The organism is Ramlibacter sp. G4-7 (assembly GCF_057784995.1).
The window spans coordinates 49,099-74,350 of the sequence record NZ_JBYNTT010000012.1; the positions used below are offsets into that span (position 1 = coordinate 49,099).

The 25,252-nt window shown below is 68.7% G+C and carries 26 protein-coding genes; 12 read left to right on the plus strand and 14 right to left on the minus strand.

The features are described from left to right. Positions 1–11 precede the first annotated feature (11 nt). The 3 genes from AC3EGR_RS17175 to AC3EGR_RS17185 are packed head-to-tail and all read left to right on the plus strand — an operon-like array spanning position 12 to position 2,544. Positions 12–1,022, plus strand: a complete 1,011-nt coding sequence (locus AC3EGR_RS17175) for an alpha/beta fold hydrolase (protein WP_488547720.1) — start codon at positions 12–14, stop codon at positions 1,020–1,022. Beyond that, entirely contained in the window at positions 1,019–1,720 is a 702-nt protein-coding gene (locus tag AC3EGR_RS17180) for a hypothetical protein (RefSeq protein WP_488547721.1), read from the plus strand. Before AC3EGR_RS17175 ends, AC3EGR_RS17180 begins: the two co-directional genes overlap by 4 nt. Continuing rightward, positions 1,687–2,544 (plus strand): alpha/beta fold hydrolase, encoded by an 858-nt coding sequence (locus tag AC3EGR_RS17185; RefSeq protein ID WP_488547722.1) that lies wholly within the window; start codon positions 1,687–1,689, stop codon positions 2,542–2,544. Before AC3EGR_RS17180 ends, AC3EGR_RS17185 begins: the two co-directional genes overlap by 34 nt. A gap of 38 nt (positions 2,545–2,582) precedes the next feature. Here AC3EGR_RS17185 and AC3EGR_RS17190 read toward each other — a convergent pair whose 3' ends face one another. Genes AC3EGR_RS17190 through AC3EGR_RS17230 form a run of 9 tightly spaced genes read right to left on the minus strand, consistent with a single transcriptional unit; the run spans position 2,583 to position 12,172 of the window. Further along, complete coding sequence (locus AC3EGR_RS17190; protein WP_488547723.1) at positions 2,583–3,359, minus strand: enoyl-CoA hydratase/isomerase family protein; 777 nt, start codon at positions 3,357–3,359, stop codon at positions 2,583–2,585. 14 nt (positions 3,360–3,373) lie between these two features. After that, a complete protein-coding gene (locus tag AC3EGR_RS17195) occupies positions 3,374–4,129 on the minus strand; it encodes a carboxymuconolactone decarboxylase family protein (protein WP_488547724.1) in 756 nt (251 codons plus the stop codon). Beyond that, complete coding sequence (locus AC3EGR_RS17200; protein WP_488547725.1) at positions 4,126–5,349, minus strand: SDR family NAD(P)-dependent oxidoreductase; 1,224 nt, start codon at positions 5,347–5,349, stop codon at positions 4,126–4,128. Before AC3EGR_RS17200 ends, AC3EGR_RS17195 begins: the two co-directional genes overlap by 4 nt. Positions 5,350–5,356: 7 nt before the next feature. Further along, complete coding sequence (locus tag AC3EGR_RS17205; RefSeq protein ID WP_488547726.1) at positions 5,357–6,310, minus strand: tripartite tricarboxylate transporter substrate binding protein; 954 nt, start codon at positions 6,308–6,310, stop codon at positions 5,357–5,359. 10 nt (positions 6,311–6,320) lie between these two features. After that, a complete protein-coding gene (locus tag AC3EGR_RS17210; RefSeq protein WP_488547727.1) occupies positions 6,321–7,079 on the minus strand; it encodes an SDR family NAD(P)-dependent oxidoreductase in 759 nt (252 codons plus the stop codon). Positions 7,080–7,093: 14 nt separating this feature from the next. Next, positions 7,094–8,047 carry an acyl-CoA dehydrogenase family protein gene (locus AC3EGR_RS17215; RefSeq protein ID WP_488547728.1) on the minus strand — a complete coding sequence of 318 codons (954 nt, stop codon included), beginning with the start codon at positions 8,045–8,047 and terminating at the stop codon, positions 7,094–7,096. Between the two features lie 6 nt (positions 8,048–8,053). Then, positions 8,054–9,253 (minus strand): acyl-CoA dehydrogenase family protein, encoded by a 1,200-nt coding sequence (locus AC3EGR_RS17220; protein WP_488547729.1) that lies wholly within the window; start codon positions 9,251–9,253, stop codon positions 8,054–8,056. A gap of 8 nt (positions 9,254–9,261) precedes the next feature. Beyond that, a complete protein-coding gene (locus AC3EGR_RS17225) occupies positions 9,262–11,397 on the minus strand; it encodes an acetate--CoA ligase family protein (protein WP_488547730.1) in 2,136 nt (711 codons plus the stop codon). A gap of 4 nt (positions 11,398–11,401) precedes the next feature. Next, positions 11,402–12,172, minus strand: coding sequence for an enoyl-CoA hydratase/isomerase family protein (locus tag AC3EGR_RS17230; RefSeq protein ID WP_488547731.1), 771 nt, complete (start codon positions 12,170–12,172; stop codon positions 11,402–11,404). Positions 12,173–12,320: 148 nt separating this feature from the next. On the opposite strand from AC3EGR_RS17230, the gene AC3EGR_RS17235 reads away from it, so the two are divergent. After that, positions 12,321–13,202 (plus strand): SMP-30/gluconolactonase/LRE family protein, encoded by an 882-nt coding sequence (locus AC3EGR_RS17235; RefSeq protein WP_488547732.1) that lies wholly within the window; start codon positions 12,321–12,323, stop codon positions 13,200–13,202. 7 nt (positions 13,203–13,209) lie between these two features. Here AC3EGR_RS17235 and AC3EGR_RS17240 read toward each other — a convergent pair whose 3' ends face one another. Continuing rightward, positions 13,210–14,166 carry a LysR family transcriptional regulator gene (locus AC3EGR_RS17240; protein ID WP_488547733.1) on the minus strand — a complete coding sequence of 319 codons (957 nt, stop codon included), beginning with the start codon at positions 14,164–14,166 and terminating at the stop codon, positions 13,210–13,212. Between the two features lie 98 nt (positions 14,167–14,264). On the opposite strand from AC3EGR_RS17240, the gene AC3EGR_RS17245 reads away from it, so the two are divergent. The 8 genes from AC3EGR_RS17245 (at position 14,265) to AC3EGR_RS17280 (ending at position 21,664) form a co-directional block, all read left to right on the plus strand. Continuing rightward, positions 14,265–15,320, plus strand: a complete 1,056-nt coding sequence (locus AC3EGR_RS17245) for an LLM class flavin-dependent oxidoreductase (protein ID WP_488547734.1) — start codon at positions 14,265–14,267, stop codon at positions 15,318–15,320. A 55-nt stretch (positions 15,321–15,375) separates the two neighbouring features. Further along, positions 15,376–16,362 carry a Bug family tripartite tricarboxylate transporter substrate binding protein gene (locus AC3EGR_RS17250; RefSeq protein WP_488547735.1) on the plus strand — a complete coding sequence of 329 codons (987 nt, stop codon included), beginning with the start codon at positions 15,376–15,378 and terminating at the stop codon, positions 16,360–16,362. Between the two features lie 173 nt (positions 16,363–16,535). Beyond that, complete coding sequence (locus tag AC3EGR_RS17255; protein ID WP_488547736.1) at positions 16,536–17,603, plus strand: LLM class flavin-dependent oxidoreductase; 1,068 nt, start codon at positions 16,536–16,538, stop codon at positions 17,601–17,603. Positions 17,604–17,612: 9 nt separating this feature from the next. Then, positions 17,613–18,410, plus strand: a complete 798-nt coding sequence (locus AC3EGR_RS17260) for an SDR family NAD(P)-dependent oxidoreductase (protein ID WP_488547737.1) — start codon at positions 17,613–17,615, stop codon at positions 18,408–18,410. Positions 18,411–18,416: 6 nt separating this feature from the next. Then, a complete protein-coding gene (locus AC3EGR_RS17265; RefSeq protein ID WP_488547738.1) occupies positions 18,417–18,785 on the plus strand; it encodes a VOC family protein in 369 nt (122 codons plus the stop codon). After that, complete coding sequence (locus AC3EGR_RS17270; protein WP_488547739.1) at positions 18,782–19,762, plus strand: flavin reductase; 981 nt, start codon at positions 18,782–18,784, stop codon at positions 19,760–19,762. The genes AC3EGR_RS17265 and AC3EGR_RS17270 overlap by 4 nt, the downstream gene beginning before the upstream one ends. Before the next feature lie 152 nt (positions 19,763–19,914). Beyond that, entirely contained in the window at positions 19,915–20,955 is a 1,041-nt protein-coding gene (cuyA, locus tag AC3EGR_RS17275; RefSeq protein WP_488547740.1) for a D-cysteate sulfo-lyase, read from the plus strand. Between the two features lie 7 nt (positions 20,956–20,962). After that, the gene (locus AC3EGR_RS17280) at positions 20,963–21,664 is read left to right on the plus strand and encodes an aspartate/glutamate racemase family protein (protein WP_488547741.1); all 702 of its coding nucleotides are present in this window, start codon (positions 20,963–20,965) and stop codon (positions 21,662–21,664) included. Here AC3EGR_RS17280 and AC3EGR_RS17285 read toward each other — a convergent pair. The 4 genes from AC3EGR_RS17285 to AC3EGR_RS17300 are packed head-to-tail and all read right to left on the minus strand — an operon-like array spanning position 21,651 to position 25,250. Beyond that, the gene (locus AC3EGR_RS17285) at positions 21,651–22,619 is read right to left on the minus strand and encodes a Bug family tripartite tricarboxylate transporter substrate binding protein (protein ID WP_488547742.1); all 969 of its coding nucleotides are present in this window, start codon (positions 22,617–22,619) and stop codon (positions 21,651–21,653) included. The genes AC3EGR_RS17280 and AC3EGR_RS17285 overlap by 14 nt on opposite strands. A 21-nt stretch (positions 22,620–22,640) precedes the next feature. Then, positions 22,641–23,699 carry an Ldh family oxidoreductase gene (locus AC3EGR_RS17290; RefSeq protein WP_488547743.1) on the minus strand — a complete coding sequence of 353 codons (1,059 nt, stop codon included), beginning with the start codon at positions 23,697–23,699 and terminating at the stop codon, positions 22,641–22,643. Continuing rightward, positions 23,692–24,369, minus strand: a complete 678-nt coding sequence (locus AC3EGR_RS17295) for a hypothetical protein (RefSeq protein WP_488547744.1) — start codon at positions 24,367–24,369, stop codon at positions 23,692–23,694. Before AC3EGR_RS17295 ends, AC3EGR_RS17290 begins: the two co-directional genes overlap by 8 nt. A 20-nt stretch (positions 24,370–24,389) precedes the next feature. Beyond that, entirely contained in the window at positions 24,390–25,250 is an 861-nt protein-coding gene (locus AC3EGR_RS17300; protein ID WP_488547745.1) for a TauD/TfdA dioxygenase family protein, read from the minus strand. Positions 25,251–25,252: the final 2 nt, after the last annotated feature.

The window sequence follows — 25,252 nt, forward strand, 5'->3', positions numbered from 1 at the left end:
CGGAAGGTGTCATGCCCAGCGTCCGATTCGACAAGCTGCAGGTCCACTACGAACTCGCCGGGGACGAGGGCCTGCCTGTCATCACCTTCCTCAATGGCCTCACCCAGAACGCCAACTTGTGGAAGAGCTACGCGGAGTACTTCGTGCCGCGCGGCTACCGGGTGCTGGCCTACGACATGCTGGGACAAGGGCTTTCCTCCAAGCCCGTCCTGGACATCCCGCTGGCGACGCACGCCGACCTGCTCGATGAACTGCTCACGGCGCTAGGCATCCGCAGGACGCACCTGGCCGGCATTTCCTTCGGCGGCGTGATCGCCCTGGACTTTGCCATCCGGCACGGCCGCCGGCTGGAGAGCCTGGTCGCGATGAGCACCTTCGCCGAACTGACCCCGCAGCTCGAATTTCTCGGCGCGGTCATGCTGCAGGGTCTGGTGGACGTCGGCTTCCCGTACATGCAGTCGATGCTGTACCCGATGAACATGAGCTCGGCCTGGATCGCGGCCAACCGCGAGCGCATCGCCGGGATGAAGCGTGCCGGCTACATCGGCAACGACGGCTACGCGATGCAGAACCTCATGGAGTCGTTCGTCCAGTTCGAGCCCCTGACGCCGCACCTGCACCGCATCACCGTCCCCACCCTGATCCTCAACGGGGAGTTCGACTTCTTCACCCCGCGCGAATGCCACGAGCTGATCCGTCGCCGCATCGCCAACTCGCGGCTGGTGATCGTCCAGCGGGCCTACCACGCGTTCACGCTGGAACTGCCTGCCGTCACCATGCGGCAGATCGAGTTCTTCCTGGCACAGGTGAGCGACGGCACCTGGGTCGGCGACCAGAGCGTCTGGGCGGCCGCCGACGATCCCGCCGCGCCGCGCCAGTGGCTGCCGCTGGTCGGGGACTGGCAGCGGGCCATCCAGCTGGCGCCCGTGCCGGTACGCGCCGGCCGCGCCGCGGCGCCCGCACGCGCCAGGCCGGCGGCGCGCCGCAGCCGGCGTCTTCCAGCGTCCCCGTCGCGGCCGTGATCCCCGTCGAACTCTTCGACCAGGCGCGAGACCGGATCGCCGAGCGCGGCTTCGGGCCCGCCGTGCAGGCCAAGGTGGGCCTGGTGCTCACGGCCGCCAAGAGTGGCAACCTGGCGTTCCAGGCGGTGCTGCAGTGGGTGCCGACGCTCGGCCTGGCCCAGCAGTTCGTCATCACCCAGGCCGCGCGCGAGCTCGAGGCGATCACCTTGCTTGCACGCAGCACGCAATGGGTCGCAGTCCCCGCGCTCTCGGTGCAGGCGTGGCGCATCACCGCGCCGCTTGCCGCGGCCTGGGGCCGGGTCATGCAAGCGCCGGGGCCCTTGTTCTCGCCGGCCGCCGTCTACGCCGGCTTGTCCCTGGGGCACGCGCAGTTCGCCCGGATGCGCCTGTCGCCCATCGTTCCCGAGGCCGCCGGCCCGCCCAGCCCTTTCGTGATGGCGCTCGCGCGCATCGAGCAGGAGAACGGACGGATGCTGCAGACGCAGATCCGCCTGCTCAAGGCCCTGGCCAGCGACGTGCCCGCCGAGCAGCGCGAGGCACTGCTCGAGGCCGACCAGGCCCTGGTCGATGGCGTCATGACGGAGTTCCTGCGCTGGCTCGCCACGCCCGAGGCCGACGCACTCCCGGGCCTCGCGCCCGCAGTCCCGAACCCCTGGAGGCTTCCATGGCCCGCATCGCCACCGATACCGTATCGATGAGTTACCTTGCCCACGGCAAGGGCGACAACGTGGTGCTCGCCGTGCACGGCAACCTGGGCTGCGCGAACTGGCTGGACCTCGTGCTGCCGCTGCTGCCGGACGACCTGCGCGTGATCGCCGCCGAATGGCGCGGCTGCGGCGCGTCCGACAAGCCGCAACCCGCCGCCGACTACTCCAACTACACCATGGCCGTGCATGCGCGCGACCACCTGGCGCTGCTGGACGCGCTGGGCATCGCGAAGTGCCATCTGTACGGGCATTCCACGGGCGGCATCATCGCGTCGCACATGCTGGCGATGGCGCCGGAACGCTTCGGCAAGGTGCTGATGCTGGACCCCGTGACGCCGCTGGGACTGCAGCTCGCGCCGGGGCAGGTCGACGTGCTCAGCGCCATGAAGAACGACAGCCAGGTCTGCTTCGCGGGGCTGGCCACTGCCGCGCCCAGCCTGTTCCGCCCGGAGACCCTGGCGCCCGGCCAGTCACCGCGCTTCGCCGACGCGGTGACCGGTGCGCAACGCGAGCTGTTCCAGTTGCTGGTGGACAAGACCCGGGTGCTCTCCGATGGCGTCTGGTTCGGCACGCCGCACAACCTGGCCCTGGAGTGGGAGTCCGGCGCGCTTGCCGAGCGGATGGCGACGATGGCGCACGAGCACCTCATCCTGTACGGCAACATGGACTACTGGATCCCGCGCGAGCACGTGGACCGCATGGTGCAGGGCCTGCCGAACGCGCGGCTGGAACTCTTTCCCTTCATCGGCCACTCCATGAACCTGGAACAGCCTTCGCTGTTCGCGCGCATCTTCACCGACCATTTCCGTGGCTGACGCGGACCATGGGCCGGCTGGCTTCCTTGGCGAGCCGGTCAGCGACCGCGGAAAACCGGCGGCCGCTTTTCCTGGAAGGCGAGCCGGCCTTCGATGCGGTCCTGCGTATCGCGCAGCAGGCCGAAGACGTAGTGCTCGGTCTCCAGGGCCTTGTCCAGCGGCATGTCCAGGCCCGTGCGCACCAGGCGCTTGATGGCGCGCACCGACAGCGGCGCGTTCTGCGCAATGCGCCGGGCGATGGCGAGCGCCGCGGGCATCAGCTGCGCTGCTCCGACCACCTCGCTGACCAGCCCGATGCGCAAGGCCTCGGCGGCGTCGAAGCCGTTGCCGGTCAGCAGGATCTTCATCGCGTCCGACGCACTGACCACCCGCGGCAGGCGCTGCGTGCCGCCCCCGCCCGGCAGGGACCCCAACTGCACTTCCGGCAGGCCGAAGCGGGCATGGCTGGCGGCCAGTCGGATGTCGCACGCGAGCGCCAGTTCCAGGCCGGCGCCGAATGCATCTCCGTTGATGGCACAGACGATGGGCTTGTCCATGTCCATCCCGGCAGTCATCGGGGCCTGGCCCTGGCCGCTGAAGGACAACTGCGCGAAGCTCTCCGCCTGCGGCATGGTCTTCTTGAGGTCGGCCCCGCTGCAGAACGCCTTGTCGCCCGCGCCCGTGAGCACCACGCAACGGATGGCATCGTCGTCCGCGACCCGCCGCCACGCCTCGCGCAGTTCGGCGCGCGTGTCCGGATCGATGGCATTCCTCGCCTCGGGGCGGCTCAGCGTGAGCGTGGCGACGCCATCCTGGAGGTCCAGCAAGACGGGCATGGGCAACTCCCTGGTCAACCAGCCCGGTCGGGCTCGGTCAGCTTGCGGAAGGTATCGCAACCGAGTGCCGTGCCATGGACGGCCAGGTGCGCGCCCAGCTGGATGGCCTGGAGCAGTCCGGCAGGTTTCAGGCCTTGCGACAGCGCCGTGGCCACGATCTGTCTTAGCGCACCAGGGTTGAAGGCGGTGAAACAGGCGTGCAAGGCAAGTTGCACCAGGCTGCGTTCGGCCGGCGACAGGCCTGTCTCGGGCCGGCCTTGCTCGATGAAGGCGAGCAGCACTTCGGCGTAGCCCGGGTCCAGCCGCGCGATGGCCTGCAGCGAGAGGGCGTGCGTGGGCCCCAGTTCGTCGATGCGGGCCTGCAGGGCAGCGTCCACCGCCGGGGCTTCGCCCGGGTCCGTGAACTCGGCCAGGATATCGGCCGCCTGGCCGACGCTGGCGACCCCTTGCACCGCCACCAGGTGCAGCACGTCGAAGATGTCGGCGTCGGTCGCGCCCACCTCGCGTGCACGCTTCATGTGCGTGTGCAAGCCCGAGGCGAACAGGTGCGAGGACGATGCGTCCAGCCCCACGTAGATGAGCTCCACCATGCGCGGCGTCAACGGCCCCGTGCGTGCGGGGTAGCCCGCGTACCGGGCGTATTGCTCGACGAAGCCGGGGCTCACCGCCAGCATGGTCTCGGTCCAGGGACGCCAGTAGCCGCGCTCCTGGATGAAGAACTCCTTGATTCGCGTGCGCTGTGCATCGGCCGCAGTGTCGTCGGCTCTCATCGCGCCTCCTTCGGCGTGCTGCTGCCGCACACCAGCGACTGCCCCGTCAGGAACTGGGCTGCCGATCCGCAGACGTAGCGCAGCAACGGGTGCAGGGACGCGGGGTCCACGTCTTGCGGGATCTCCAGGGCATTGATGCGCAGGGCGCGGCCGCCCCACTCGCAGGCCAGGGTGGAGACCAGCATGCGCGCCGCGGCGCCATCGCCGGCGTCCTGCCAGCGCGCGGCCTGGGCGGGCGGTAGCAGCACCGTCAGGCTCGCCTGCTGCGTGTGCCCGGCCGCGAAGCGCGCGGCGGCCGCATGGACCGCCTGCAACACGGCCCCCGGTGCGCAGGACAGCGGCGACGGATCGAGGCAGGCCGCGTAGGCGGGCCCGTCCGTGAGTGTCGATGCCAGGGCGTGCCATGCACCGGCATCGCTGCCCACCACCTCCAGCCGCAACGGCAGGTCCAGGGGCAGTGGCTCCAGCGAAGCCGGGGGGAAGGGCTGGCTGCCGCCGTAGATGGAGGAGCCGCCGTTGACGGCGAGGATCTGCCCGCTCAAGGGGCGCGCGCCGGGCGTGGCCAGGAAGTACAGGGCCTGCGCCATTTCGGCGGGCGCCGCCATGCGGCCCAGCGGGATCTTGGCCACCGCGCCCTCGGGCTTGAGGCGGCCGGCCTGGATCAGGCCCTCCACCAGTTCGGTCCGCACGAAGCCGGGGGCCAGCACCGTGACGCACAGGTCGGGCCGGGCCTGCGCCAGGGCCCGGGTCTGGGCGATCAGGCCGGCCTTGCTCGGGCTGTACGCGCCACGCCAGGGAATGGCATGCAGCCCCGCGCCGGACGACACGTTCACGACGCGCGCGCCGGGCTTGAGCAAGGCGGAGCAGGCATCGACCACCGCCGCCGGCGCGTGCAGGTTGAGCGCGAGCAGGCGTCCCATCTGCGCCGCACCCTGGTCGGCCAGGGGCGTGTTCGACGCGTCGGACATGCCTGCGTTGTTCAGGACGGCGTCCAGCGCGGGCGTTCCTTCGCCCAGGCGGGCGACCTGCGCCGGATCGGTCAGGTCGATGGCATGCAGCACGTGCGCGGCCGCGGCCGGGGAGGGCAGTTCCTGGCCCAACTGGCGCAAGGCCTGCTCGTTGTAGTCGACCAGCACGCATTGCCAGCCTGCGGCGGCAAAGAGCCGTGCGGTGTCCCGCCCGATGCCGGACGCAGCACCCGTGATCAGGACCGTGGGCATCGGGGCTTCAGTTCCTGATGTCGTAGGTCTTGATCATGTCGGCCATGACCCCGAACCCCTTGTCGATCAGCTTCGAGAACTCGGTGCTGCTGGCGGGGTAGTTCTTGATGCCGTACTCGTTGGCCAGGAAGTCCTTGTACCGCTTGCTGGAGACCACCTTGTGGATGGCCGCCTCGAGGGTTTTCCTGGCGTCTTCCGGGACGCCCCTGGGCACGGCGACACCGATGATGCCGGTGATGCCGATGTCGTAGCCCTGCTCCTTGATGGTCGGGACATTGGGGAACCACGGCAGCCGGAAGTCGCTGGCCGACGCGATGAATTTCAGCTTGCCGGCCTTCACCAGTTCTGCGTACTCGGAGGGACCCTGCAAGGCGACGTCGACCTGTTTTCCCATCACGGCCATGATCGACTCGGCCGACGACTTGTAGGTGACCTGGTCGAACTTGCCCCCCGTCAGTTTCTGCAGCTGCAGGAAGGGGAAGTTGTTGGGAGCGCCGGTGACGCCGTAGAAGACGCCCTTGGGCGTCCTGGATTGCGCGACCAGGTCCTTGATGTTGTTGATCGGCGAGTCCGGCGCGGCCACGATGCCGTAGCTGAATTCGGCCACGCCGCCCAGCAGCGTGAAGTCGTCCCGCTTGTACGGCACCTTCATCAGCTGGGAAGTGAAGGTGGCGGTGCTGTAGGAGTAGAAGCCGATCGTGTAGCCGTCCGGTTTCGCGCGCGCCAGGTTGCCGAGCTGGAGCGTGCCGGACGCGCCGGGTTGATTGAGCACCAGCACCGTCTGCTTCAATTCCTGTCCCAGGAGATTGGCGAATTCGCGCGCAATCCCGTCGGTCGAGCCGCCGGCGCCGTAGGGAACGCTCAGTGACACGGGCCGCTCGGGGTACGCAGCTGCGTACGCGTGGCTGGCCAGCCATCCCAGGGCGCAGAACAGGACGTGCGCCGCTCGTGTGAAGTTCATGTCATCCGCCTCAGATGTTGGTCAGCGTGATGCCGCCATCCACCGTCAGGGCCTGCGCCGTCATGAAGCCGGCCTCGTCGCTCGCCAGGAAGCAGATGGCGCGCGCGATGTCTTCCACCGTGCCCAGGCGGCCCAGCGGTGTGCGGGCAATGCGGTTGGCGTCGCGTTCGGCGTCGCGGTTGCGCTGCGTGCCTTCGGTGGGGACGGCCGAGGGGCACACGGCATTGACGCGGATGTGGCGCCCACCCAGCTCCGCCGCCGCCGCGCGGGTGATGCCCAGGATGCCGGCCTTGATGCCCGAATACACCACCGAGTTGGCGGCCGAGCGCAAGGCCGCGACCGATGCCACGTTGACGATGGAACCGCCGCGCTGCGGGTCCATCACGGCCACGGCCTCCTGCAGGCTCCAGATGACGGACTTGAAGCCCACGTCCAGCATGCGGTCCACCGTCTCCGGCATGATTTCCGGGATGGCCTGGTAGCGCACCCAGGCCGCGTTGTTGACCAGGATGTCGAAGCGCTTGCCGTGCTCGAAAGAGCGCCGGATCGCCTCGCGGATGCCTTCGCGGGTGGCGATGTTCACCGCCACGCCAAAAGCCTTGCCGCCCTTGGACCGGATGGCCTCCACCACGGGCGTGACGAGGTCTTCCTTGAGGTCGTTCACGCAGACGAGGGCGCCGCGCGCAGCCATCTGGAAGGCGGTTTCGCGGCCGATGCCGGCGCCCGCGCCGGTGATGAGGGCCACGCGGCCCAGCAGATCCTGATTCATGGATGTCCCCTGGTTCAAACCGACCGGATGAAGTCCTGGCCCACTTGCTTCGCCAGCGCGCCCGAGCCGAAGGCGGCATCGAACTTGCGCACCTCGCGCAGTGCGTAGTGCAGGTCGACTTCCCAGGTGAAGCCCATGCCGCCGTGCAGGTGGATGGACTTCTCCAGCACGAAGGCCGCATTGGCCAGGGCATTGGCAAGCACCGGCCGGGCATCGCGCACGCGGTCGAATTCGTCGGGGCCGAGCACGCGCGCGATGCCCGCGTTGGACGCTTCCTGCAACAGGCGCATGCGCGCCAGCAGGTGCCGCACCGCCTGCTTGGCCGAAAGGGGACGGCCGAACTGCACGCGGGTGGACATGTAGGCGGCCGTCGTCGCGATGGCGGCTTCGGCAGCGCCGTTGACCCAGCCGGCCACCAGGACCTGCGCGTCGCGCTGCAGGGCGGCAAAGGTGGGGGCATCCAGTTCCGCCAGCACCTTGACGGTGTCCAGCAGCAGCCAGGACTGCGGATGTTCGGGGTCCAGGGCGCCGTCTTCCTGGATGTCCACGCCGGCCAGGTCCAGCAGCGCGGCACCGCCGCCGTCGGCCACCAGCACCCAGTCGCTGTCCTTCGCGTGGCGTGCCTGCCCGGCCAGGCGCTCCTGGAGGCTGCCTTGCAGCGCCCAGGTGGCGACCCGGGCGCCGCTGGCCAGTTCCGCCGCGAGCGGCGAGTCGCCCAGCGCCTTGGCAATCAGGATGGTTTCCAGCAGCGGCCATTGCAGGTGCAGCTTGCCCGCCTCGGCCACGATGGGCAGGGCGAACTCGATGCCCAGGGCCAGGCCGCCGGCATCTTCCTGCGCGCACACGCCGCACAGGCCGGCGGCGGCCAGCACCTGGCCGGCGGCGCGGAAGTCGCGGGCCTGCGCATCGGCAATCGCTTCGGCCGCAGCCTGGGCGAACTCTTCGGGTTGGAGATCGGTGTCGGACATCTCAGTTCATTCCGTGGGCAGGTTCATGATGCGCTGGGCGATGATGTCCATCTGCACTTCGCTGGTGCCGGCATAGATCGTCTCGGCGCGGGCGTACAGGTAGGCGGTGCTGAAGTGCTTGCGGGCACGCTGTGCCAGCGCACTGGAGCGCGGATTCACATGCGACACCAGCGACAGGGCCAGCCCCATGAAGGCCTGGTGGCATTCGGACCAGTACAGCTTGGTCAGCGAGCCACGGGCACCGATCTTGTCGCCCGCCATCATCTGGTTCACGGTGCGCTCGACCAGGCCCTTGAGCGCGTCGATCTCGCCGACCACGTCGCCGATGCGGCGCTGGTAGTACCCGTCCTCCAGCAACTTCGAGAGCTCGGGATCGGACTTGCAGGCGGCGACGAGCTGGCGCAGTTCGCATTCGAAGCGCCATGCGCGGTACATGCGGTTGGTCGCGCGTTCGATGGACAGCACGCGGATGGCCGCGTTCCAGCCGTCGTCCGGTGCGCCCAGGCGCGCGCTGTCGGGCACGACCACGTTGTCGAAGAAGACCTCGGCGAACGAGTCCTTGCCGTCGATGGACTTGATGGGCACCACCCGGATGCCGGGCGTGTCCATGGGCACGGCGAACATCAGCAGGCCGCGGTGCTTGTCGGCCACGGTGCCGGTGCGCGTGAGCAGCAGGCAGTAGTGGGCCTTGGCCGCGCCGCTGGTCCAGATCTTCTGGCCGTTGATGCGCCACGTGTCGCCCTCCTGCACCGCCTTGGTCCGCAGGCGCGCCAGGTCGGAGCCGGCGTCGGGCTCGGAAAAGCCCTGGCACCAGAAGTTGCGCATCGAAAGGATGCGGGGCAGGAAGAGCTGTTTCTGTTCCTCGGTGCCCACGGTCTGGATGATGGGGCCGGCCAGTTCCTTGCCGATCGAGCTCACGCTCTCGGGCATGGCCAGGGCGCCCACTTCCTTGTTGACGACCAGGTGCTCGCGCAGCGTCAGGCCCAGGCCGCCGTAGGCCTTGGGCCAGGTCATGCCCGCCAGCCCGGCGTCGTACATGGACGCTTCCCAGTCACGGCATTCGTCCAGCGTGGGCGTGCGGTACGCGAGGCTGTCCGCGCGCATGTGCTCCGGCAGGTTGGAGCGCAGCCACTGGCGCGCGTAGCTGCGGTAGGCGGCCGGGCCGGCGGCGGCATCGGGGATGGCCGGATTCTTTTCCATGTGCATGAGGGGTCTCACTGGTTCACTCGGGCGGCCGCAACTATCAGGGCATCGAGGACGAGCACACCCTCGCCCTCGGGCCGGACCAGGATGGGGTTCATGTCGATCTCGGCCACGTCGGCGGCATGGCGGCAGGCGAACTCGGACAGGCGTGCCACGGTGCGCGCGGCAGCCGCCACGTCGCCCTTGGCCCTGCCACGGGCGCCGTCCAGCAGCGGGAACATCTTCAGGCCGCGGATCATGCGCGTGGCCTCTTCCTCGGAGACGGGCGCCACCTGGACGGCGACGTCCTTGAGGACCTCGGCATAGATGCCGCCGAAGCCCACCATCACCACGGGACCGAACACGGGGTCGCGCGAGACGCCGGCGATCAGTTCGACGCCGCCGCGCACCATGGGCGCCACCAGCACGCCGTCCAGGCGCGCCTGGGGCGCGTGCTGGCGGGCATTGGCCATCAGGCGCGCAAAGGCCTCGCGCACGGCCTCGTCGTCCTTCAGGTCCAGCGCGACGCCACCGATCTCGGTCTTGTGGGCGATGTCCTCGGATGCGATCTTCAGCACCACGGGGTAACCGGTCGCGCGGGCGCTGCGCACCGCATCGTCGGCGGAGCTCACCACCTCTTCGCGCGGCACGCTGATGCCCGCGGCCGCCAGGGCCTGCTTGGCGTGGAACTCGTTGCGGAACACGGCGGCATCGACCTTGTCGACCGGGCCCGCGTAAGACGGTGCAAGAGGCAGCGTGGTCAGCCTGCCGAGCTTGACCAGGCCCGCCAGGCCGGTGGCGGCCGCCGGAATGCTGCGAAACACCGGCACGCCCAGCGCGTTGATCTCCGCCAGGGCGTCGGGCGGCCCCTGGCTGATGATGATCAGCAGGCGGTCCGGGTGGCTGGCGCGGACCTTGGACAGCGCCTCGAGGTACACGCCGCGCAGGCGCGGGTTGTACAGCGACAGTGCCAGCATCAGCACCAGCGTGCTGCCGTTGGCATCGCCCTGCAGCGCCGTGAGCATCTTCAGCAGGATGTCCGGCCGCGCCGACATCTGGGCCGATGCATCCACCGGGTTGTTGGTGCCCGCGGTGGGCACGGCCTCGCGGATCTGCGCCTTGGTCGTGTCGGCCAGTTGCGGCAGCGTCATGCCGGCTTCGACCATCGCGTCGGCCATCATGATCCCGAAGCCGCCCGACGCAGCCACGAGGGTCACGGCGTCAGTGCCGGGCAGGTGCTGCGCACCCAGCAGGGCCGCGGCGTGGCCCACGTCCAGCAGCTCTTCGAACGATCGCACGCGCAGCGCGCCGTAACGGCGCAACACCGCATCGAACACCGCGTCGGAACCCGTCAGCGCGCCGGTGTGCGAGGCGGCGGCGGCCTGGCCCTGCTCGGTGGAACCGATCTTGAGGACGATCACCGGCTTGTGCTGCCGGCGCGCCATGTTCAGCGCCTCGATGAGCCGGCCGGCATGGCGGCAGGTCTCCATGCAGCACAGGATGATGTGGGTCGCCGGATCGTTCGCCAGCGCGGCGATGCCGTCGGCCACGTCGACGTCGGCCTCGTTGCCGGTGGCGATGAAGCGGCTCACGCCCAGGCCGCGGTCGGCCATGTTGCGCATGGTGAAGCTGCCGATGTTGCCCGACTGCGAGACGATGCCCACCTGGCCGGCGGGCGGCATGCTCTGTTCCAGCGCGATGGAGAACGAGCCCACCAGGTTGTCCGCCACGTTGACCACACCCAGGCAGTTCGGACCCAGCAGACGCATGCCGTGGTGCCGCACCACGCGCACGAGCTCGGCCTGCAGTGCCACGCCTTCGGGGCCGGCCTCGGCAAAGCCGGAGGACAGCACGACCACGCCGCGCACGCCGCGGGTGGCGCAGTCGCGAACGGCCTGCAGCGTGGCGGGCGCGGGCACCGCCAGGATGGCCATGTCCGGGGGCGTGGGCGTGTCCAGGATCGAGGCATAGGCCTGCAGCCCCTGGAGGGTGCCGCCCTTGGGGTTGATGGGATAGATGGCGCCGCCGTAGCCGTACTTGCGCAGCAGCTGGATCGGGCGGCCGCCGATCTTGGTGATGTCGTCGGAGGCGCCGATCACCGCCACGGCCTTGGCCTCGAAGAGAGCATCCAGCCCGGTGCCCGGGGTTTCCTGAACGGAGGTCAGCATGGGATCAACGTCCCTTGAACACGGGGGCACGCTTTTCGAGGAAGGCCATGCGCGCTTCGCGGGCGTCCTCGGTCTTCGACAGGGTCACGGTGAACTCCTGCTCGAAGCGGTAGGCGTCGCGCTGCGGCATGACATCGACCATGTTGGCTGCCCGCTTGGCATAGGCGATGGCCAGGGGCGCCTTGGAGGCGATCTCGCGCGCCAGGGCCATGGTCACCGGCAGCAGGTCCTGCTCGGACACGACGTCCTCGATCACGTTGCGCTTGAGCAGGTCGTGCGCGCTCAGGCGCTGCCCCGTGAAGAACATGCGGCGCAGGGTGGAGCGGCCGAACAGGGTCTTGAGCATGGAAGCGCCGCCGGCCAGGCCGACGTTGATCTCGGGCATGCCCACGGTGGCGTTCTCCGACGCATAGAGGATGTCGCAGGCCGCCGCCAGCCCGAAGCCGGCGCCCAGCGCCGCGCCGTTGATGGCGGCGATCACCGGCTTGGCGCACTCGCGAATGGAGTTGCCGGTTTCGCGGGTGATGCGGTTGTGGTCCAGGAAGTCGCCGGCGATCTCGCTGCTGGGGCGATCCTTCAGGTCGGCGCCCGCACAGAACACGTTCCCGCTGCCGGTCAGCACGGCGCAGCGGATGTCCTCGCGCTCGGAGATGGCGTCGAACGTGGCCACCAGCTGGCGCCGCATGTCCCGGCTCAGGGCATTGACCGGCTTGCGGTCCATGGTGACCAGACCGACGCCGTCGGAGACTTCAAGACGAACCCATTGCTCACTCATATTGCACCTCGAAAAAGCGCCAGGACTGGCTCGCCGAAATCATAGGACGCGGGCACCGATCGATCTCTGGTGGATTCGAGGGAGTGTTCTGCGGAAAACGCAGCATTCGGCTGCTCGTTCGGCGCAGCCCGGTTGCTACGATGCCGACATGGAGATTCGCCGCCTCGGTGACGTGAAGACCGCCCTGGGCGAATGCCCGCAGTGGCACGCTGGGCAGCTGTGGCTCATGGATTGCCGAGCCGGCCTGATCCTGGCGCTCGACCCGGACTCGGGAGAGGTGAGGGCGCGCCACGCAGCGCCTGCGCCCCTGGGTTCCTTTGCCTTCAACGGCGACGGCGGCGACGCGATCGTGCTGGCACTGAAGGAAGAGATCGCCGCGCTGGACCTTCGCAGCGGACAGCTGCGCACGCTGGGCCGCATCGAGGTCAGCAGCCCGCACCTGCGGCTCAACGATGGCATCTCCCTGGCCGACGGCAGCTTCCTGGTGGGCACCATGCACGTGTTGCGCGCGCCCGGTGAGGCGCCGCTGGGCGGCCTGTACCGCCTGGACACGCAACTGAAGCTGGGCAAGCTCGACACCGGCTACGGCGTCACCAACGGCCCCTGCGTGAACCCCGTCGACGGGCGCCTGCACGTGGCCGACAGCGAAGCCAGGGTGATCTACTCGTATGCCTTCGCAGCCGACGGCGCGCTGGACGACAAGCGAGTGTTCGTCCGCACCGATGTCCACGACTCCGGCCCGGATGGCTGCACCTTCGACACGGAAGGCGGACTATGGACCGCGCTGGTCCGCCAGGGGGCGCTCGCGCGCTTCGACATGGCCGGACGGCTCACGCACAAGATCGACCTGCCCGTGGTCCACCCCAGCGCACTGTGCTTTGGCGGGCCCGGCATGGACGACCTGTTCGTGACCAGCATCAGTGACAGCGGCCGCCTGAGCGCGTCCGGACCGTGGGACGGCGGCATTCTCGAGGTGACGGGCCTGGGCTTTCGCGGCAGCGCTCGGCCCGTGTGCCGCATGCCCCTGTAGCCAGCCCCTACGCCGTGGCGGTCGAGCCCTTGCGCGCCGCCTTGCCATGGGCCGCAAACCGCAATTCGGGTCCCGCCACCTGCTCCGTCACGAAGTCCAGGAACAAGCGGATCTTGGCCGGGATCATCGGCGTGTCCAGGATGGTGGCGTACATGCCCGCGTCGAAGCTCGCGTTGCTGATGCGGTAGTCGCCGAGCAGCCGCACCAGCCGGCCCTGACGGATGTCGTTGTGGACGGTGTAGTCCTCCAGCAGCGCCAGGCCTTCCCCCAGCCGGGCGAGTTCCAGCAGGGCGACGCCGTTGTTGCTCACATGCCGGGGCTTGAACCGGATCTCGCGCAGCTGGTCCTGCTGCTTGAACATCCAGGTGTATTCATCGCCGGGCCGCTGGTAGGCCAGGCACTCGTGCTCGAGGATGCTTTCGGGCGTCGTCAAGGACGGGCGCCGGGCGAGGTAGGAGGGCGACGCGACCAGGTGGCGGTCGCTCTGGAACAGGATGCGGCGCTTCACGCCGGCCTCCACCGGCGGCGAGATGCGGAAGTCGATGTCGAACTGCTTGCGCCGCAGGTCCACGGGGGCTTCCGACAGCGTCAGCTCGATGTGGATGGCGGGGTGGCGGCTGCGGAATTCGGCGATCAGCGCCGGCAGGACACCCAGGCCGAACATCATGCGCGAATGCACGCGCAGCAGGCCCTGCGGCGCCGTGCTGATGGCGGTGATGTTGCCCTGCAGCTCGTTGATGCGCAGCAGGATGCCCTCGAGCTGGCGCGCGTACTCCTCGCCCGACTCGGTCAGCGCGACCTGGCGCGTGGAGCGCAGCAGGAGCTTGACCTTCATCTCGTCCTCGATCTGCGTGATCATGCGCGACACCCCCGTCGCCGAGATGCCGAAGCGGCGCGCCGTCTCCGAGAAGTTCTTGGTCTGGGAGATCGAGAGGAACAGCTCCATGGCGCGCAACCTGTCCATGACTCCTCCGGTTTTCGGGGTTCAGATCTGCAGTTTTGGCTATAGCCGATCCGGGCTGCCTGCCTAGAATTTGGCTGCCTATCTAGCGGAGACTGTACATGGAGTTCGGCGTATTCATCCTGGCCCAGCAACGGGGCTACCACCAGACTTCGCAGCAGGTGATCGGCAATTCCGTCGAGCAGACCGTCGTTGCGGAACAGGCCGGATTCCACAATGCCTGGTACGCGGAGCACCACTTCAACAACTACTCGCTGTCGCCGTCGCCGCTGATGATGGTGGCGCACATGGCGGGCAAGACGCAGCGCATCCGCCTGGGGACGGCGGTCTGCATCCTGCCGCTGTACCAGCCGGCGCGTTTCCTGGCCGAGGTCGGTTTTGCCGACACGGTGTCCAACGGCCGCCTGGACCTGGGCGTGGGCTCGGGCTACCAGGAATTCGAGTTCGAGCGGTTCGGCGTGAACATCGCCGAGGCTGCCGCGATGTACAACGAATTCCTGGACATCCTGCCCAAGGGCTTGACCCAGCAGATCTTCGAGCACCACGGCCGCTTCTACGACATTCCCCCCAGTTCCATCGCCGTGCGCTGCGTGCAGGAGCCGGCGCCCCCCTTGTGGATCACCTCGGGCAATCCGGTGGCGCTCGGCCGCGGCGTGCGCGAGCACCACAACCTGTTCGTGACCGCGCTGCTCAAGGGCAACGATGGCATCCGGGAACTGCGCCAACGCCTGGAGAAGGTGGCCGCGGACAACGGCAAGGACCTGGACCGTGACGTGAAGTTCGGTTTCCTGCGCTGCGCCTTCGCCTCGGACAACCAGGCCGAGATCGACGCCTACCTCGATTGCGCGCGCTACCAGCGCCGCATCTCCGAGAGCCTGAAGTTCCGCCGCGCGCACTCCGAGGACGGCTACATGGTCAGGGAAGAGCCGACCGACACGGACCCCACCTTCGAACAACTGCGCAAGAACCTGCCCGTGGGCTCGGTCAACCAGGTCATCGACAAGATGCTGGAGGAGATCAGCATCCTGCGCCCCAAGCACATCGCACTGCAGACCCAGCTGGGCGACTTCGACCAGAAGACCATGGTCAGGCAGATCGAGCTGTGGGGAGAGCGAATCATTCCCGCCATCCGCAAGGAACTGGCCCGCAACCCTTGAGCCTGTGTCCATCCAGCCAGGTCCTCATTGCCACGAAATCCAACAGGAGACATCGATGAACCAAACAACCATCAACAGGCGCAAGGTCCTGCTCGGCGGCGTGATGCTGGGCGCTGGCGTCAGCGCATGGGCCAACACCGGTCCCTGGCCCGAGCGGCCGATCAAGCTCATCGTCGCCGGCTCGCCTGGTGCGGGCGGCGACATCTTTGCGCGCCTCATCGCCGAGCCGCTGTCCAAGGTCCTCAAGCAGCCCGTCCTGGTGGACCCCAAGGCAGGCGCCAATGGCCTGATCGCGTGCGACGCGGTGGCCAAGTCGCCGGGCGACGGCTACACGCTGCTGTTCGCGCCCTCGTCGGCGATCCTGATCAACCCGGTGATCCACCCCAAGATGCCCTACGACGCCGAAAAGGACCTGGTCCCCATCGCGCAGGTCGGGGCCGCGGGCATCCTGCTGGTGGCCAACCCGGCCACGGGCTTCAAGAACCTGGCCGACATGGTGGCTTATGCCAAGGCCAATCCCGGCAAGCTGAGCTATGGCTCTTGGGGCACCGGCTCGTCGGGCCACCTGGCGATGGAAGGCATCAAGGCGCACTACGGGCTGGACATGCCCCATGCGGCCTACAAGACGCTGGTGAGCGAAGTCACGGACCTGATCGCCAACAACATCAGCGTGGGCTTCACCGACATCCAGTCGCCCCTGCAGCACATGCGCAGTGGCCGCCTGGTGGGGCTGGGCCAGACCGGCTCGCAGCGTTGGCCTGCCACGCAGGACCTGCCCACGCTGGCGGAGCAGGGCTACAAGTTCGAGGCCGACGGCTGGTACGGCGTGTTCGCCCCGGCAGGAACGCCGCAGCCCATCATCGACCGGCTCAACGAGGAGATCAACCGCCTGCAGGCGAGCGATGCAGTGCGCCAGAAGATCGAGGCCCAGAACATGGTGGTGCCGCCGGCGCGCAACGCCCGCCAGTTCGCCGCCTCGATCAAGAAGGACGCGGCCATCTGGCAAGGGCTGGCGAAGAACACCAACCTGAAGGACAAGTGAACCCCTCTTGCGGGGAATGACAACCGGGGCCAGGCGCCCCGGTTTTCTTTTGCGGCCTGCGCGTTCCTTTCCGCGATTTTTTGCAGAACTGAATCGCGCTCCTTCCATATTCCCCATCTGCGGCTGCAGCCACAGAATTCCCCATCGCACATCACTTCCAAGCGGAGAGAAACATGGAATTCGGCGTCTTCATCCTGGCACAGCAGCGCGGCTACCACCAGACTTCGCAGCAGGTGATCCACAACTCCATCGAGCAGACGGTGGTGGCCGAGCAGGCCGGATTCAACACCGCCTGGTACGCGGAGCACCACTTCAACAACTACTCGCTGTCGCCCTCGCCGCTGATGATGATCGCGCACGCGGCGGCCAGGACGCGGCGCATCCGCCTCGGGTCGGCGGTGTGCATCCTGCCGCTGTACCACCCTGCCCGTTTCCTGGCCGAAGTCGGCTTCGTCGACACCGTCTCCAACGGCCGGCTGGACCTGGGCGTCGGCTCGGGCTACCAGGAGTTCGAGTTCGAGCGCTTCGGTGTCAAGATCGAGGACTCGTTCGCCATCTTCAACGAGTTCCTGGACATCATCCCCAAGGGCCTGACCCAGAAGATCGTGCAATACGACGGCCAGCACCTGAAGTTGCCGCCCAGCTCCATCGCCGTGCGCTGCGTGCAGGACCCCATGCCTCCGCTGTGGATCACCTCGGGCAACGCCACCACCCTGGGCCGTGGCGTGCGGGAAGGCCACAACCTCTTCGTGACGGCGCTGCTCAACGGAACAGAGGCCGTCGCCGGCTTGCGCGGCCGCCTGGAGAAGGTGGCGCAGGACAACGGCGCCGACCTCGACGAGGACGTGAAGTTCGGCTTCCTGCGCTGCGCGTTCGCCTCCGACAAGTCCTCCGAGATCGACGCCTACCTGGACAACGCGCGCTTCCAGCGCCGCATCTCCGAAAGCCTCAAGTACCGCCGCGCGCAGAGCGACGACGGCTACATGGTCAAGGAAGTGCCCTCGGCCACCGACCCGACCATGGAGGAACTGCGCAAGAACCTGCCCGTGGGTTCGGTCAACCAGGTGATCGACAAGATGCTGGAGGAAATCAGCATCCTGCGGCCCAAGCACATCGCGCTGCAGACGCAGCTGGGGGACTGCGACCAGAAGACCATGCTGCGCCAGATCGAGCTGTGGGGCGAGAGGATCATCCCGGCGATCCGCAAGGAAGTCGAAGCCATGGACGCCGTTGCCGCCTGAGGCAAGCGCATGCCTGGTTCCTCCCCTTTCGACAGCAAGGCCCTGCAGGGCAAGGTGGCCGTGGTCACCGGTGCCGGCGGCGGCCTGGGCCTGGCCATCAGCCAGCACCTGCGCTTGCTCGGCGCGTCCGTGGTGCAGGCCGACATCAGCTACGCGGCCACCCCGGGCAAGACCGATGGGATGCTGGCCGTGCACTGCGACATTGCCGACCCCGCGTCGGTCACTGCCCTGGCCATGCTGACGCGTGAGCGCTTCGGTGCCTGCGATGTGCTGGTGAACAACGCCGCCATCTCGGCCAAGCCGGTCGCCCTGGAGGCCTTGCCGATCGAACTGTGGGACCGCATCTTCAGCGTGAACCTGCGCGGCGCCCTGCTGTGCGCGCAGGCCCTCGTGCCCATGATGTTCCAGCGCGAGGCCGGCAGCATCATCAACGTGGCCTCCATCGCCGCCCAGGTGCCCACCCGCGTGGGCGCCTACGGACCGGCCAAGGCCGCCCTGGGCGCGTTGACGCGGCAGATGGCCGTCGAATGGGGGCCCCGCGGCATCCGCGCGAACTCGGTCAGCCCCGGCATGATCCGCACGCCCCTGTCGGAAGTGCATTACCGCAACGAGCGCGTCCTGCACACGCGCAACGCGCGGATCCCCGCGCGCCGCCTCGGCCGTCCGGAGGACATCGCATCGGCCGTCTCCTTCCTGGCCAGCGATGCGTCCGCGTACATCAACGGCCAGGACGTCGTGGTGGACGGCGGTTTCCTCAAGGCAGCCCTTTCCAACCTGTACAACGAGGCCGACCAGGCCAGTGAGTGAGGCTCCATGGAATCTCCCAAGCGCTTGCAAAACGTGTTCGTGGTGGCCGAGCGGCCGGGCGAACTCCATGCCTTCTATGAATCGGCCCTGGGCCTGCAGCTGAAGTTCCGCGACAAGGACCGCTGGATCCAGTACGGCGTGGGCAATACCAGCGTCGCACTGGCCTGCCGCGAGGAAGCCGTGCCCGCCACCTCCGGCGTCGTGATGGTGTTCGAGGTCGGCGACTTCACCGGGGCCGCCGAGCGGGTCGCGGCCGCGGGAGGCGAGGTGCTCGGCACCCGCGACATGGGTTCCCATGGCGCCGTGCTGTCGCTGCGCGACCCCGAAGGCAACATCGTCCAACTTTTCAAGCGCCAGGGGACGCCGACATCGTGAACACATCCACCCCCCAGCTCGATCCCATCGAGGCCAAGCTGTTCCGCCAGTTGCTCGGCTGCTTCCCGACCGGCGTGGCCGTCGTCACGACGCGCAACGCGCAGGGCCAGCCCGTGGGCCTGACCTGCAACTCCTTCAGTTCCGTTTCGCTGGAGCCGCCGCTGGTGCTGTTCAGCCTGCGCACGGCCAGCAGCCTGCTGGGCACCTTCAGCGAAGCGCCGAGCTTCGCCATCAACATCCTGTCGCAGAGCCAGGACGCGCTGTCCGGCCGCTTTGCGTCGAGCAAGATCGTGGACAAGTTCGAGGGCGTGGCCTGGCGCTCCGGCCCGCTCGGCACGCCGCTGATCGACGACTGCCTGGCCAGTTTCGAGTGCCAGGTGCATGCACGGCACGAGGCAGGCGACCACGTCATCTTCATCGGCGAGGTCAAGCACATGGCCGACGGCTCGGCCGACCACGCGCTGGTGTTCTACAAGGGCGCCTACATGATGCTGGCCGAGTCGCTGCGCAAGCTGGTGCTCGACGGCAAGCTCGACACCGCCGACATCGACGAGGCCTACCGCACCCTGTACGGGACGCTGCTGCGGCTGGCCTGCGAGCGGGCGACCGAAGCGGAACTGGACGCGATCGAAGCGGCCGCCGCCGAGATCGAGCAGTACCAGGAGGCCGAGGCGCTGCCCCAGCGCATCGAGGCGACCGCGCGCTTCTTCTCCTCGATCTCCCTGGCCGGCCACAACGAGGCCCTGCGCCTGATGGCGCAGACGATGACGGCCGTCCTTCGCGAGCGCATGGCCCACGTGCTTCCGGTGCGCCGCCGGCCCGACGTGTTCCCGCTGCGGCGCAAGGTCGTGCAATGCCTGCGCGCGCGCGACGCCGACGGTGCCGTGGCCGCCCTCGACGAGATGATCACCAACCTGCGCAAGGTCGAAGGCACGCAAGCCGGCGAGCCGCTCGCCCTGGCGTCGAACGCGCAGTAGCTCCCGGGCCAGTCGGCGCTGGGCGCGGTGCGGACAGCCCGCCGGCCAGCGATGGGGCGAGCGCCAGGCCCAAGTGGGCCGGTTATGGATGCCAAGGTAGCAAGCGAAAGCACTGCCCCGGGGCGCGGTGCCCTTGCACTACCATCGCCGCCATGGACCTCTCCCGCTTCCCCCGCCGGCGCTACACGCCCTTCGCGACGCCGCTCGAATTCCTCCCCAACTTCACCCAGGCCCTGGCGGCCAGCTGCCCCGGCGGCAAGGGCCCGCGCGTGTGGATCAAGCGCGACGACATGCTGGGTCTCTTTCCGGGCGGCAACAAGACGCGCAAGCTCGAATTCCTGGTTGCCGACGCGCTCGCGCAAGGTGCCGACACCCTGGTCACCTGCGGCGCCCCGCAGTCCAACCATTGCCGCATCACCTTGGCGGCGGCGGTGAAGGAAGGCCTGAAGTGCCGCTTCGTGATCGAGGAGCGCGTGGCCGACAGCTACGACCCGCAGGCCAGCGGCAACAACTTCATGTTCCGTCTCCTGGGCGTGGAGGCGATCACCGTCGTGCCCGGCGGCAGCAACATGGCCGCCGAGATGCAGAAGGTGGCGGAGCAGCTCGCGCGCGAAGGCCGCAAGGGCTACATCATTCCCGGTGGCGGTTCCAATGCGATCGGCGGGCTGGGCTACGTCGCCTGCGCGCAGGAACTGCAGCAGCAGCTGTTCGAGCAGGACGTGCGCATCGACCGCATCGTGGTGGGCTCCGGCAGCTCCGGCACCCACGGCGGCCTCGTCGCCGGCTTCCTGGGGAACAACATCCGCATCCCCATCACCGGCATTGGCGTGAGTCGCGACACGGCCGACCAGCAGCCGCTGGTGCTCAAGGAAGCGCAGGCGGTCCTCGACCTGCTCGGGGTGGCCCTGAAGGTGAAGCCCGAGGACGTGCAGTGCGTCGGCGGCTTCTGGCAGCCGAAGTATTCGGTGCCGAACGCGCGCATGGTGGAAGCCGTGCAGATGCTGGCGCGCACCGAAGGCATTCCGCTGGACCCGGTCTACACCGGCAAGATCATGGCGGGCCTGATCGGCCTGGCGCGCGAAGGCGCCTTCAAGCCGGACGAGAACCTGCTCTTCCTCCACACCGGGGGGCTGCCTTCACTGCATGCCTACGAACGCGAAGTGCTGGGCGAGGTGAAGGGCCTGCCGGCCTGAGGCTGCCGTGGCCGGCCACATCGGCATCGTCGGCTGTTCCGCGGAGGGTGCGGCGCTTTGCTACCGCACCATCTGCATCGAGGGCGCGCAGCTCCTGGGCGGCGCGCACCGCCATCCCGAGGTGAGCGTGCACACGCCCTCGCTGCACCGGTACGTGGAGCGGCTGGACGCCGGCGACCTGCAGGGCGTCGCGGACCTGATGCTGGCCTCGGCCGAGAAGCTGGCGCATGCGGGGGCCGATTTCCTCGTCTGCCCGGACAACACCATCCACCAGGCGTTCGACCTGGTGCAGCCGCGCTCGCCGCTGCCCTGGCTGCATATCGCCGACGAGGTCGCGCGCGCGGCCAAGGAGCGGGGCTTGCGCAAGATCGGCATCCTTGGCACGCACTGGCTGGTGCGCAGCGAGGTGTACCCGCAGCGGCTGCGCGCGCAAGGCCTGGACCATGCGCGGCCCACCGAGGCCGAGAGCATCGAAGTGGGTCGCCTGATCATGGAGGAGCTGGTCTGCGGCATCCAGTCACCGGGGCAGGTCGCCTACCTCGCCGGCGTGATCGCAGGCCTGCAGGCGCAAGGCTGCGACGCCGTGGTGCTCGGGTGCACCGAGCTGCCCCTCATCCTGCACGACGGCAACTCGCCGTTGCCCACGCTCGATTCGACGCGCCTGCTGGCGCGCGCGGCGCTGCGGCGTGCCGCCGCTATTCGGCCGTGATGTTGTTGGCCTTGATCAGCGCGCCATACCTGGCGAGCTGGGCGCGCGTCGCCGTCCCCAGTTCCTCGGGCGTGCTGCCTCGCGGCGTGAGGCCTTGCGCCGCGAGTTTCTCGCGCACCTCCGGATCGGCCAGCGCCTTCTGGACCTCGGTCGCCATGCGGTGGGTGATGTCCCTGGGCGTGCCCGCGGGCGCCATGATGGTGAACCAGGAGTTGAACTCGAAGCCGGCCAGGCCCGATTCGGAGACGGTCGGCACGTCGGGATACTGCGCCATGCGCCTGGGCGTGGTCACGCCGATCAGGCGCACCTTGCCGGCCTTGACCAGCGAGGTGATGGTGGCGATGCCCTGGAAGGCGGCGTCCACCTCCTTGCCCGCCACGCCCATCGCCGCCTGCGTCGCGCCCTTGTAGGGCACGTGCTTCATCTGCAGGCCGGCCTGCGAGGCGAACAGCGCCATGGCGATGTGCTGCGGGCTGCCGTTGCCGCCCGAGCCGTAGTTGATCTCGCCGGGCTTGCGCTTCGCCGCGGCGATCAGGTCGGCCGCCGTCTTCTCGGGCGCGTCCGTGGGCACCACCAGGCCCCATTCGACAGTGGCCACCAGCGACACCGGCTCGAAGTCCTTGAGGATGTCCCAGGGCATCTTCGGATTCATGTTGGGCACCATGGTCATGATGCTGTCGTTGAAGCCGCCGAAGGTGTAGCCGTCCGGCGCCGCCTTGGCCACGTTGCCGGCGCCGATCAGTCCTGCCGCACCCGGCTGGTTCTCCACCACGATGGAGGTGCCCAGGTTGCGGCCCATCTTTTCCGTGACGATGCGCGCGGCGGCGTCCACCGCGCTGCCCGCGGCCAGGGGCACGATGAGGCGGATCGGCTTGTTGGGCCAGCCCGACTGCGCGTGCGCGGACAAGGCCAGGGTGCCGGCGGCGAGCGCCAGGACGAAGCGGCGGGTGTGCATGTCGTGTCTCCTGTGTTGTGTTCAGCTGTCCTGCAGCAAGGGGATGCCCATCTCGCGCGCGAACTTGTCCAGCTGCTCGCGCAGGGCCAGCGGCAAGGCCAGGCCCTCGCGCTCGTTCACCAGCTTTTTCGCATGGCTCTGTTCGCCCGGCATCCAGATGCGGTCCACGCCGGGCATGCGCTCGCTGGCGCGCAACTCGCGCACCAGCTTGTCCACGCGCGCCTTGAAGGCATCGAGCTCGCCGAAGGCGTCGGGGTCGATCGCGACGATCGCTTGCCCGGTGTTGGTGATCGTGGTGTCGTCCTTGTTGAAGTCGATCACCTCGCTGCCCATCGCGGCCCCGTTCAGCGTGCCCGCCAGCAGACCCACGACCATCGCGAGGCCGTAGCCCTTGTAGCCGCCGATGGGCATGAGGAAGCCCTCTTCGGCGCGCTTGGGGTCGGTGAGCGGCTGGCCTGCGCGGTCGATCATCCAGCCCACGGGCATCTGCTCGCCGCGCTGGGCCTTGGCCTTCACCTTGCCGTAGGCCGCCACGGTGGTCGCCATGTCCAGCACCACGGGCGGCTCTTCACCGGCGGGGACCGCGACCGCGATGGGGTTGGTGGACAGGAGCATGTCCAGGCCGCCCCAGGGCGGCAGGTGGTTGGCGTTGCCCACCGCGAAGTACATGCCCACCATGTCGTGTTCGAGGCACATGCGCGCGTACAGCGAGGCGGGGCCGGCGTGGTTGGACACGCGCGAGCCCACCCAGGCGACGCCGCACTGCTTCGCCTTGGCGATGGCGATCTCCGCGGCCTTTTTCATCACCAGGTGGCCCATGCCGTTGTCGCCGTCCAGGAGGGCCATGGCGGCCTTCTCCTTGACGATGCGGATGTCCGGCTTCAGGTTCAGGCCGCCCGCGCGGATGCGGCGCGCGTAAGGCACCAGGCGGATCACGCCGTGGCCGTCGGAGCCCTGGACCTCCGCCTCCGTCATGAGGCCGGCGACGGTGGCGGCATCGGTGGGGGGCAGGCCCAGGCCTTCGAAGGCGGTGGCGAGGAAGCGGCGCACTTGCGCCGCGGGAACGCGGGGTTCAGGCATCGCGCATTGTCCGCAGGAGGGCGAGCACCGCGCAATCGGGGCTGCTCAGGACAGGGCAGGCGAGTTGCGCCTGCGCCGCAGGCGCCGCCGCGGCCATGGAAAACTGCGCCAGCATGACGGCATCGCAATCCGAAAGTTCTCGTGCCGCGGCTGCGATCTTGCGGTCGTGGTCGGCGGGGCGGCCCGCCGCGAGGTCGTCCATCGCCTCGGGAACGAAGGCGGTGCGCAGCGTGATGGCGGTACCGCGCGTGCGGGCCATCGCCTCGAGTTCATGCGCCATGGACCCCAGCGAAGCCTGGAAGGTCGCCAGCAGCCCGAGCTTGAGCGTCTCCCCGCGCGGGCGGCTGGCCAGTGCCTGCTCGAACATGGCCTCGTTCGGCTTGAGCGTCGGCAGGCCGGTCGCGCGACCTGCCGCCTCGATCGCCGGCCCGAAGGCCGAACAGGTGAAGAGGATGCCGCCGCAGCCGGCGCGCTGCGCATAAGACGCCAGGTCGGTGAAGCGCTGCACCAGCGCGTCGGTGAGCTTGCCCGCCTCGGCGCGGTCCACGGACAGGCTGTCGTCCAGCAGGTTCATGCGCCGCGCCGCCGGCCAGTGCCGCTCGAACGCGGCGCGGATCGGTTCGACGGCCAGCGGCGTGGCGTGGATGAGGGCGATGCGCGGTGGGCTCATCGCGTCATCCTAGCCGAGGGTCACGCGGCGGGCACTTCTTCCGTCGTGGCACGCCGCAGCTCCCGCCGCTCGGCCAGGTCGAACCAGCGGCCGCGGTGCACGGTTGCCGTGTTGTCCCACATCACCAGGTCGCCCACCTGCCAGTGGTGGCGGTAGACGAACTCGCGCTGCGTCGCATGTTCCAGCAGGTCCATCAGCAGCATGCGGCCTTCCGCGAGCGTCATGCCTTCGACCTGGCAGGCGTGCACGCCCACGAACAGGATCTTGCGGCCGGAGCGCGGGTCGGTCTGCACGATCGGCCAGTTCGCCGGTGCGATGCTGTTGCGTTGCTCCTCCGTGTAGTTCGTGTCGCCGAGCATGAAGCGCGAATGCAGCGCGTAGTGCAGGGCCTGCAGGCCTTCGACCTGCTTCTTGCGCCAGTCCGGCAGCGCGTCATAGGCCATGCGCAGGTCGGCGAACTCGGTCTCGCCGCCGAAGCCGGGCAACGTGACCGCGGAGAGCATGGAGTACTTGGCGCGCGGCTTCTGGAAGGAGCTGTCGCTGTGCCAGAGCTGGTTGGCGACGTTGCCCACGATCTTGGCGTGCTCGCGGCTGGCGACCTCGCCATCGACCTTGACGTTGGAGATGTCGGCCAGCTCCGCGTACTCGAAGCGGTGCGGACCGCCCTTGAGCTTGCGCAGGCCCAGGTCCAGCGGGCCGAGCGACTTGGCGAACGCGATCTGCTCGTGCTGCGTCAGCGGCTGGTTGCGCCAGACGAGGACCGCGTGCGTGTCCATCGCGTGCTCGATCTCCTTGACCTGCTGCGGCGTGAGGGGCTGGCGCAGGTCGATGCCGCTGGCTTCGGCGGCGAAGGGCTGCAGGGGTTTCAGTTGCAAGGGCATGG

Bases quoted from the DNA above. Each gene is read 5' to 3' on its own strand.
- AC3EGR_RS17175 (WP_488547720.1), top strand. From the start codon at position 12: ATGCCCAGCGTCCGATTCGACAAGCTGCAGGTCCACTACGAACTCGCC.
- AC3EGR_RS17185 (WP_488547722.1), top strand. From the start codon at position 1,687: ATGGCCCGCATCGCCACCGATACCGTATCGATGAGTTACCTTGCCCAC.
- AC3EGR_RS17190 (WP_488547723.1), bottom strand. From the start codon at position 3,359: ATGCCCGTCTTGCTGGACCTCCAGGATGGCGTCGCCACGCTCACGCTG.
- AC3EGR_RS17195 (WP_488547724.1), bottom strand. From the start codon at position 4,129: ATGAGAGCCGACGACACTGCGGCCGATGCACAGCGCACGCGAATCAAG.
- AC3EGR_RS17200 (WP_488547725.1), bottom strand. From the start codon at position 5,349: ATGCCCACGGTCCTGATCACGGGTGCTGCGTCCGGCATCGGGCGGGAC.
- AC3EGR_RS17205 (WP_488547726.1), bottom strand. From the start codon at position 6,310: ATGAACTTCACACGAGCGGCGCACGTCCTGTTCTGCGCCCTGGGATGG.
- AC3EGR_RS17210 (WP_488547727.1), bottom strand. From the start codon at position 7,079: ATGAATCAGGATCTGCTGGGCCGCGTGGCCCTCATCACCGGCGCGGGC.
- AC3EGR_RS17215 (WP_488547728.1), bottom strand. From the start codon at position 8,047: ATGTCCGACACCGATCTCCAACCCGAAGAGTTCGCCCAGGCTGCGGCC.
- AC3EGR_RS17220 (WP_488547729.1), bottom strand. From the start codon at position 9,253: ATGCACATGGAAAAGAATCCGGCCATCCCCGATGCCGCCGCCGGCCCG.
- AC3EGR_RS17225 (WP_488547730.1), bottom strand. From the start codon at position 11,397: ATGCTGACCTCCGTTCAGGAAACCCCGGGCACCGGGCTGGATGCTCTC.
- AC3EGR_RS17230 (WP_488547731.1), bottom strand. From the start codon at position 12,172: ATGAGTGAGCAATGGGTTCGTCTTGAAGTCTCCGACGGCGTCGGTCTG.
- AC3EGR_RS17235 (WP_488547732.1), top strand. From the start codon at position 12,321: ATGGAGATTCGCCGCCTCGGTGACGTGAAGACCGCCCTGGGCGAATGC.
- AC3EGR_RS17240 (WP_488547733.1), bottom strand. From the start codon at position 14,166: ATGGACAGGTTGCGCGCCATGGAGCTGTTCCTCTCGATCTCCCAGACC.
- AC3EGR_RS17245 (WP_488547734.1), top strand. From the start codon at position 14,265: ATGGAGTTCGGCGTATTCATCCTGGCCCAGCAACGGGGCTACCACCAG.
- AC3EGR_RS17250 (WP_488547735.1), top strand. From the start codon at position 15,376: ATGAACCAAACAACCATCAACAGGCGCAAGGTCCTGCTCGGCGGCGTG.
- AC3EGR_RS17255 (WP_488547736.1), top strand. From the start codon at position 16,536: ATGGAATTCGGCGTCTTCATCCTGGCACAGCAGCGCGGCTACCACCAG.
- AC3EGR_RS17260 (WP_488547737.1), top strand. From the start codon at position 17,613: ATGCCTGGTTCCTCCCCTTTCGACAGCAAGGCCCTGCAGGGCAAGGTG.
- AC3EGR_RS17265 (WP_488547738.1), top strand. From the start codon at position 18,417: ATGGAATCTCCCAAGCGCTTGCAAAACGTGTTCGTGGTGGCCGAGCGG.
- cuyA (WP_488547740.1), top strand. From the start codon at position 19,915: ATGGACCTCTCCCGCTTCCCCCGCCGGCGCTACACGCCCTTCGCGACG.
- AC3EGR_RS17285 (WP_488547742.1), bottom strand. From the start codon at position 22,619: ATGCACACCCGCCGCTTCGTCCTGGCGCTCGCCGCCGGCACCCTGGCC.
- AC3EGR_RS17290 (WP_488547743.1), bottom strand. From the start codon at position 23,699: ATGCCTGAACCCCGCGTTCCCGCGGCGCAAGTGCGCCGCTTCCTCGCC.
- AC3EGR_RS17295 (WP_488547744.1), bottom strand. From the start codon at position 24,369: ATGAGCCCACCGCGCATCGCCCTCATCCACGCCACGCCGCTGGCCGTC.
- AC3EGR_RS17300 (WP_488547745.1), bottom strand. From the start codon at position 25,250: ATGCCCTTGCAACTGAAACCCCTGCAGCCCTTCGCCGCCGAAGCCAGC.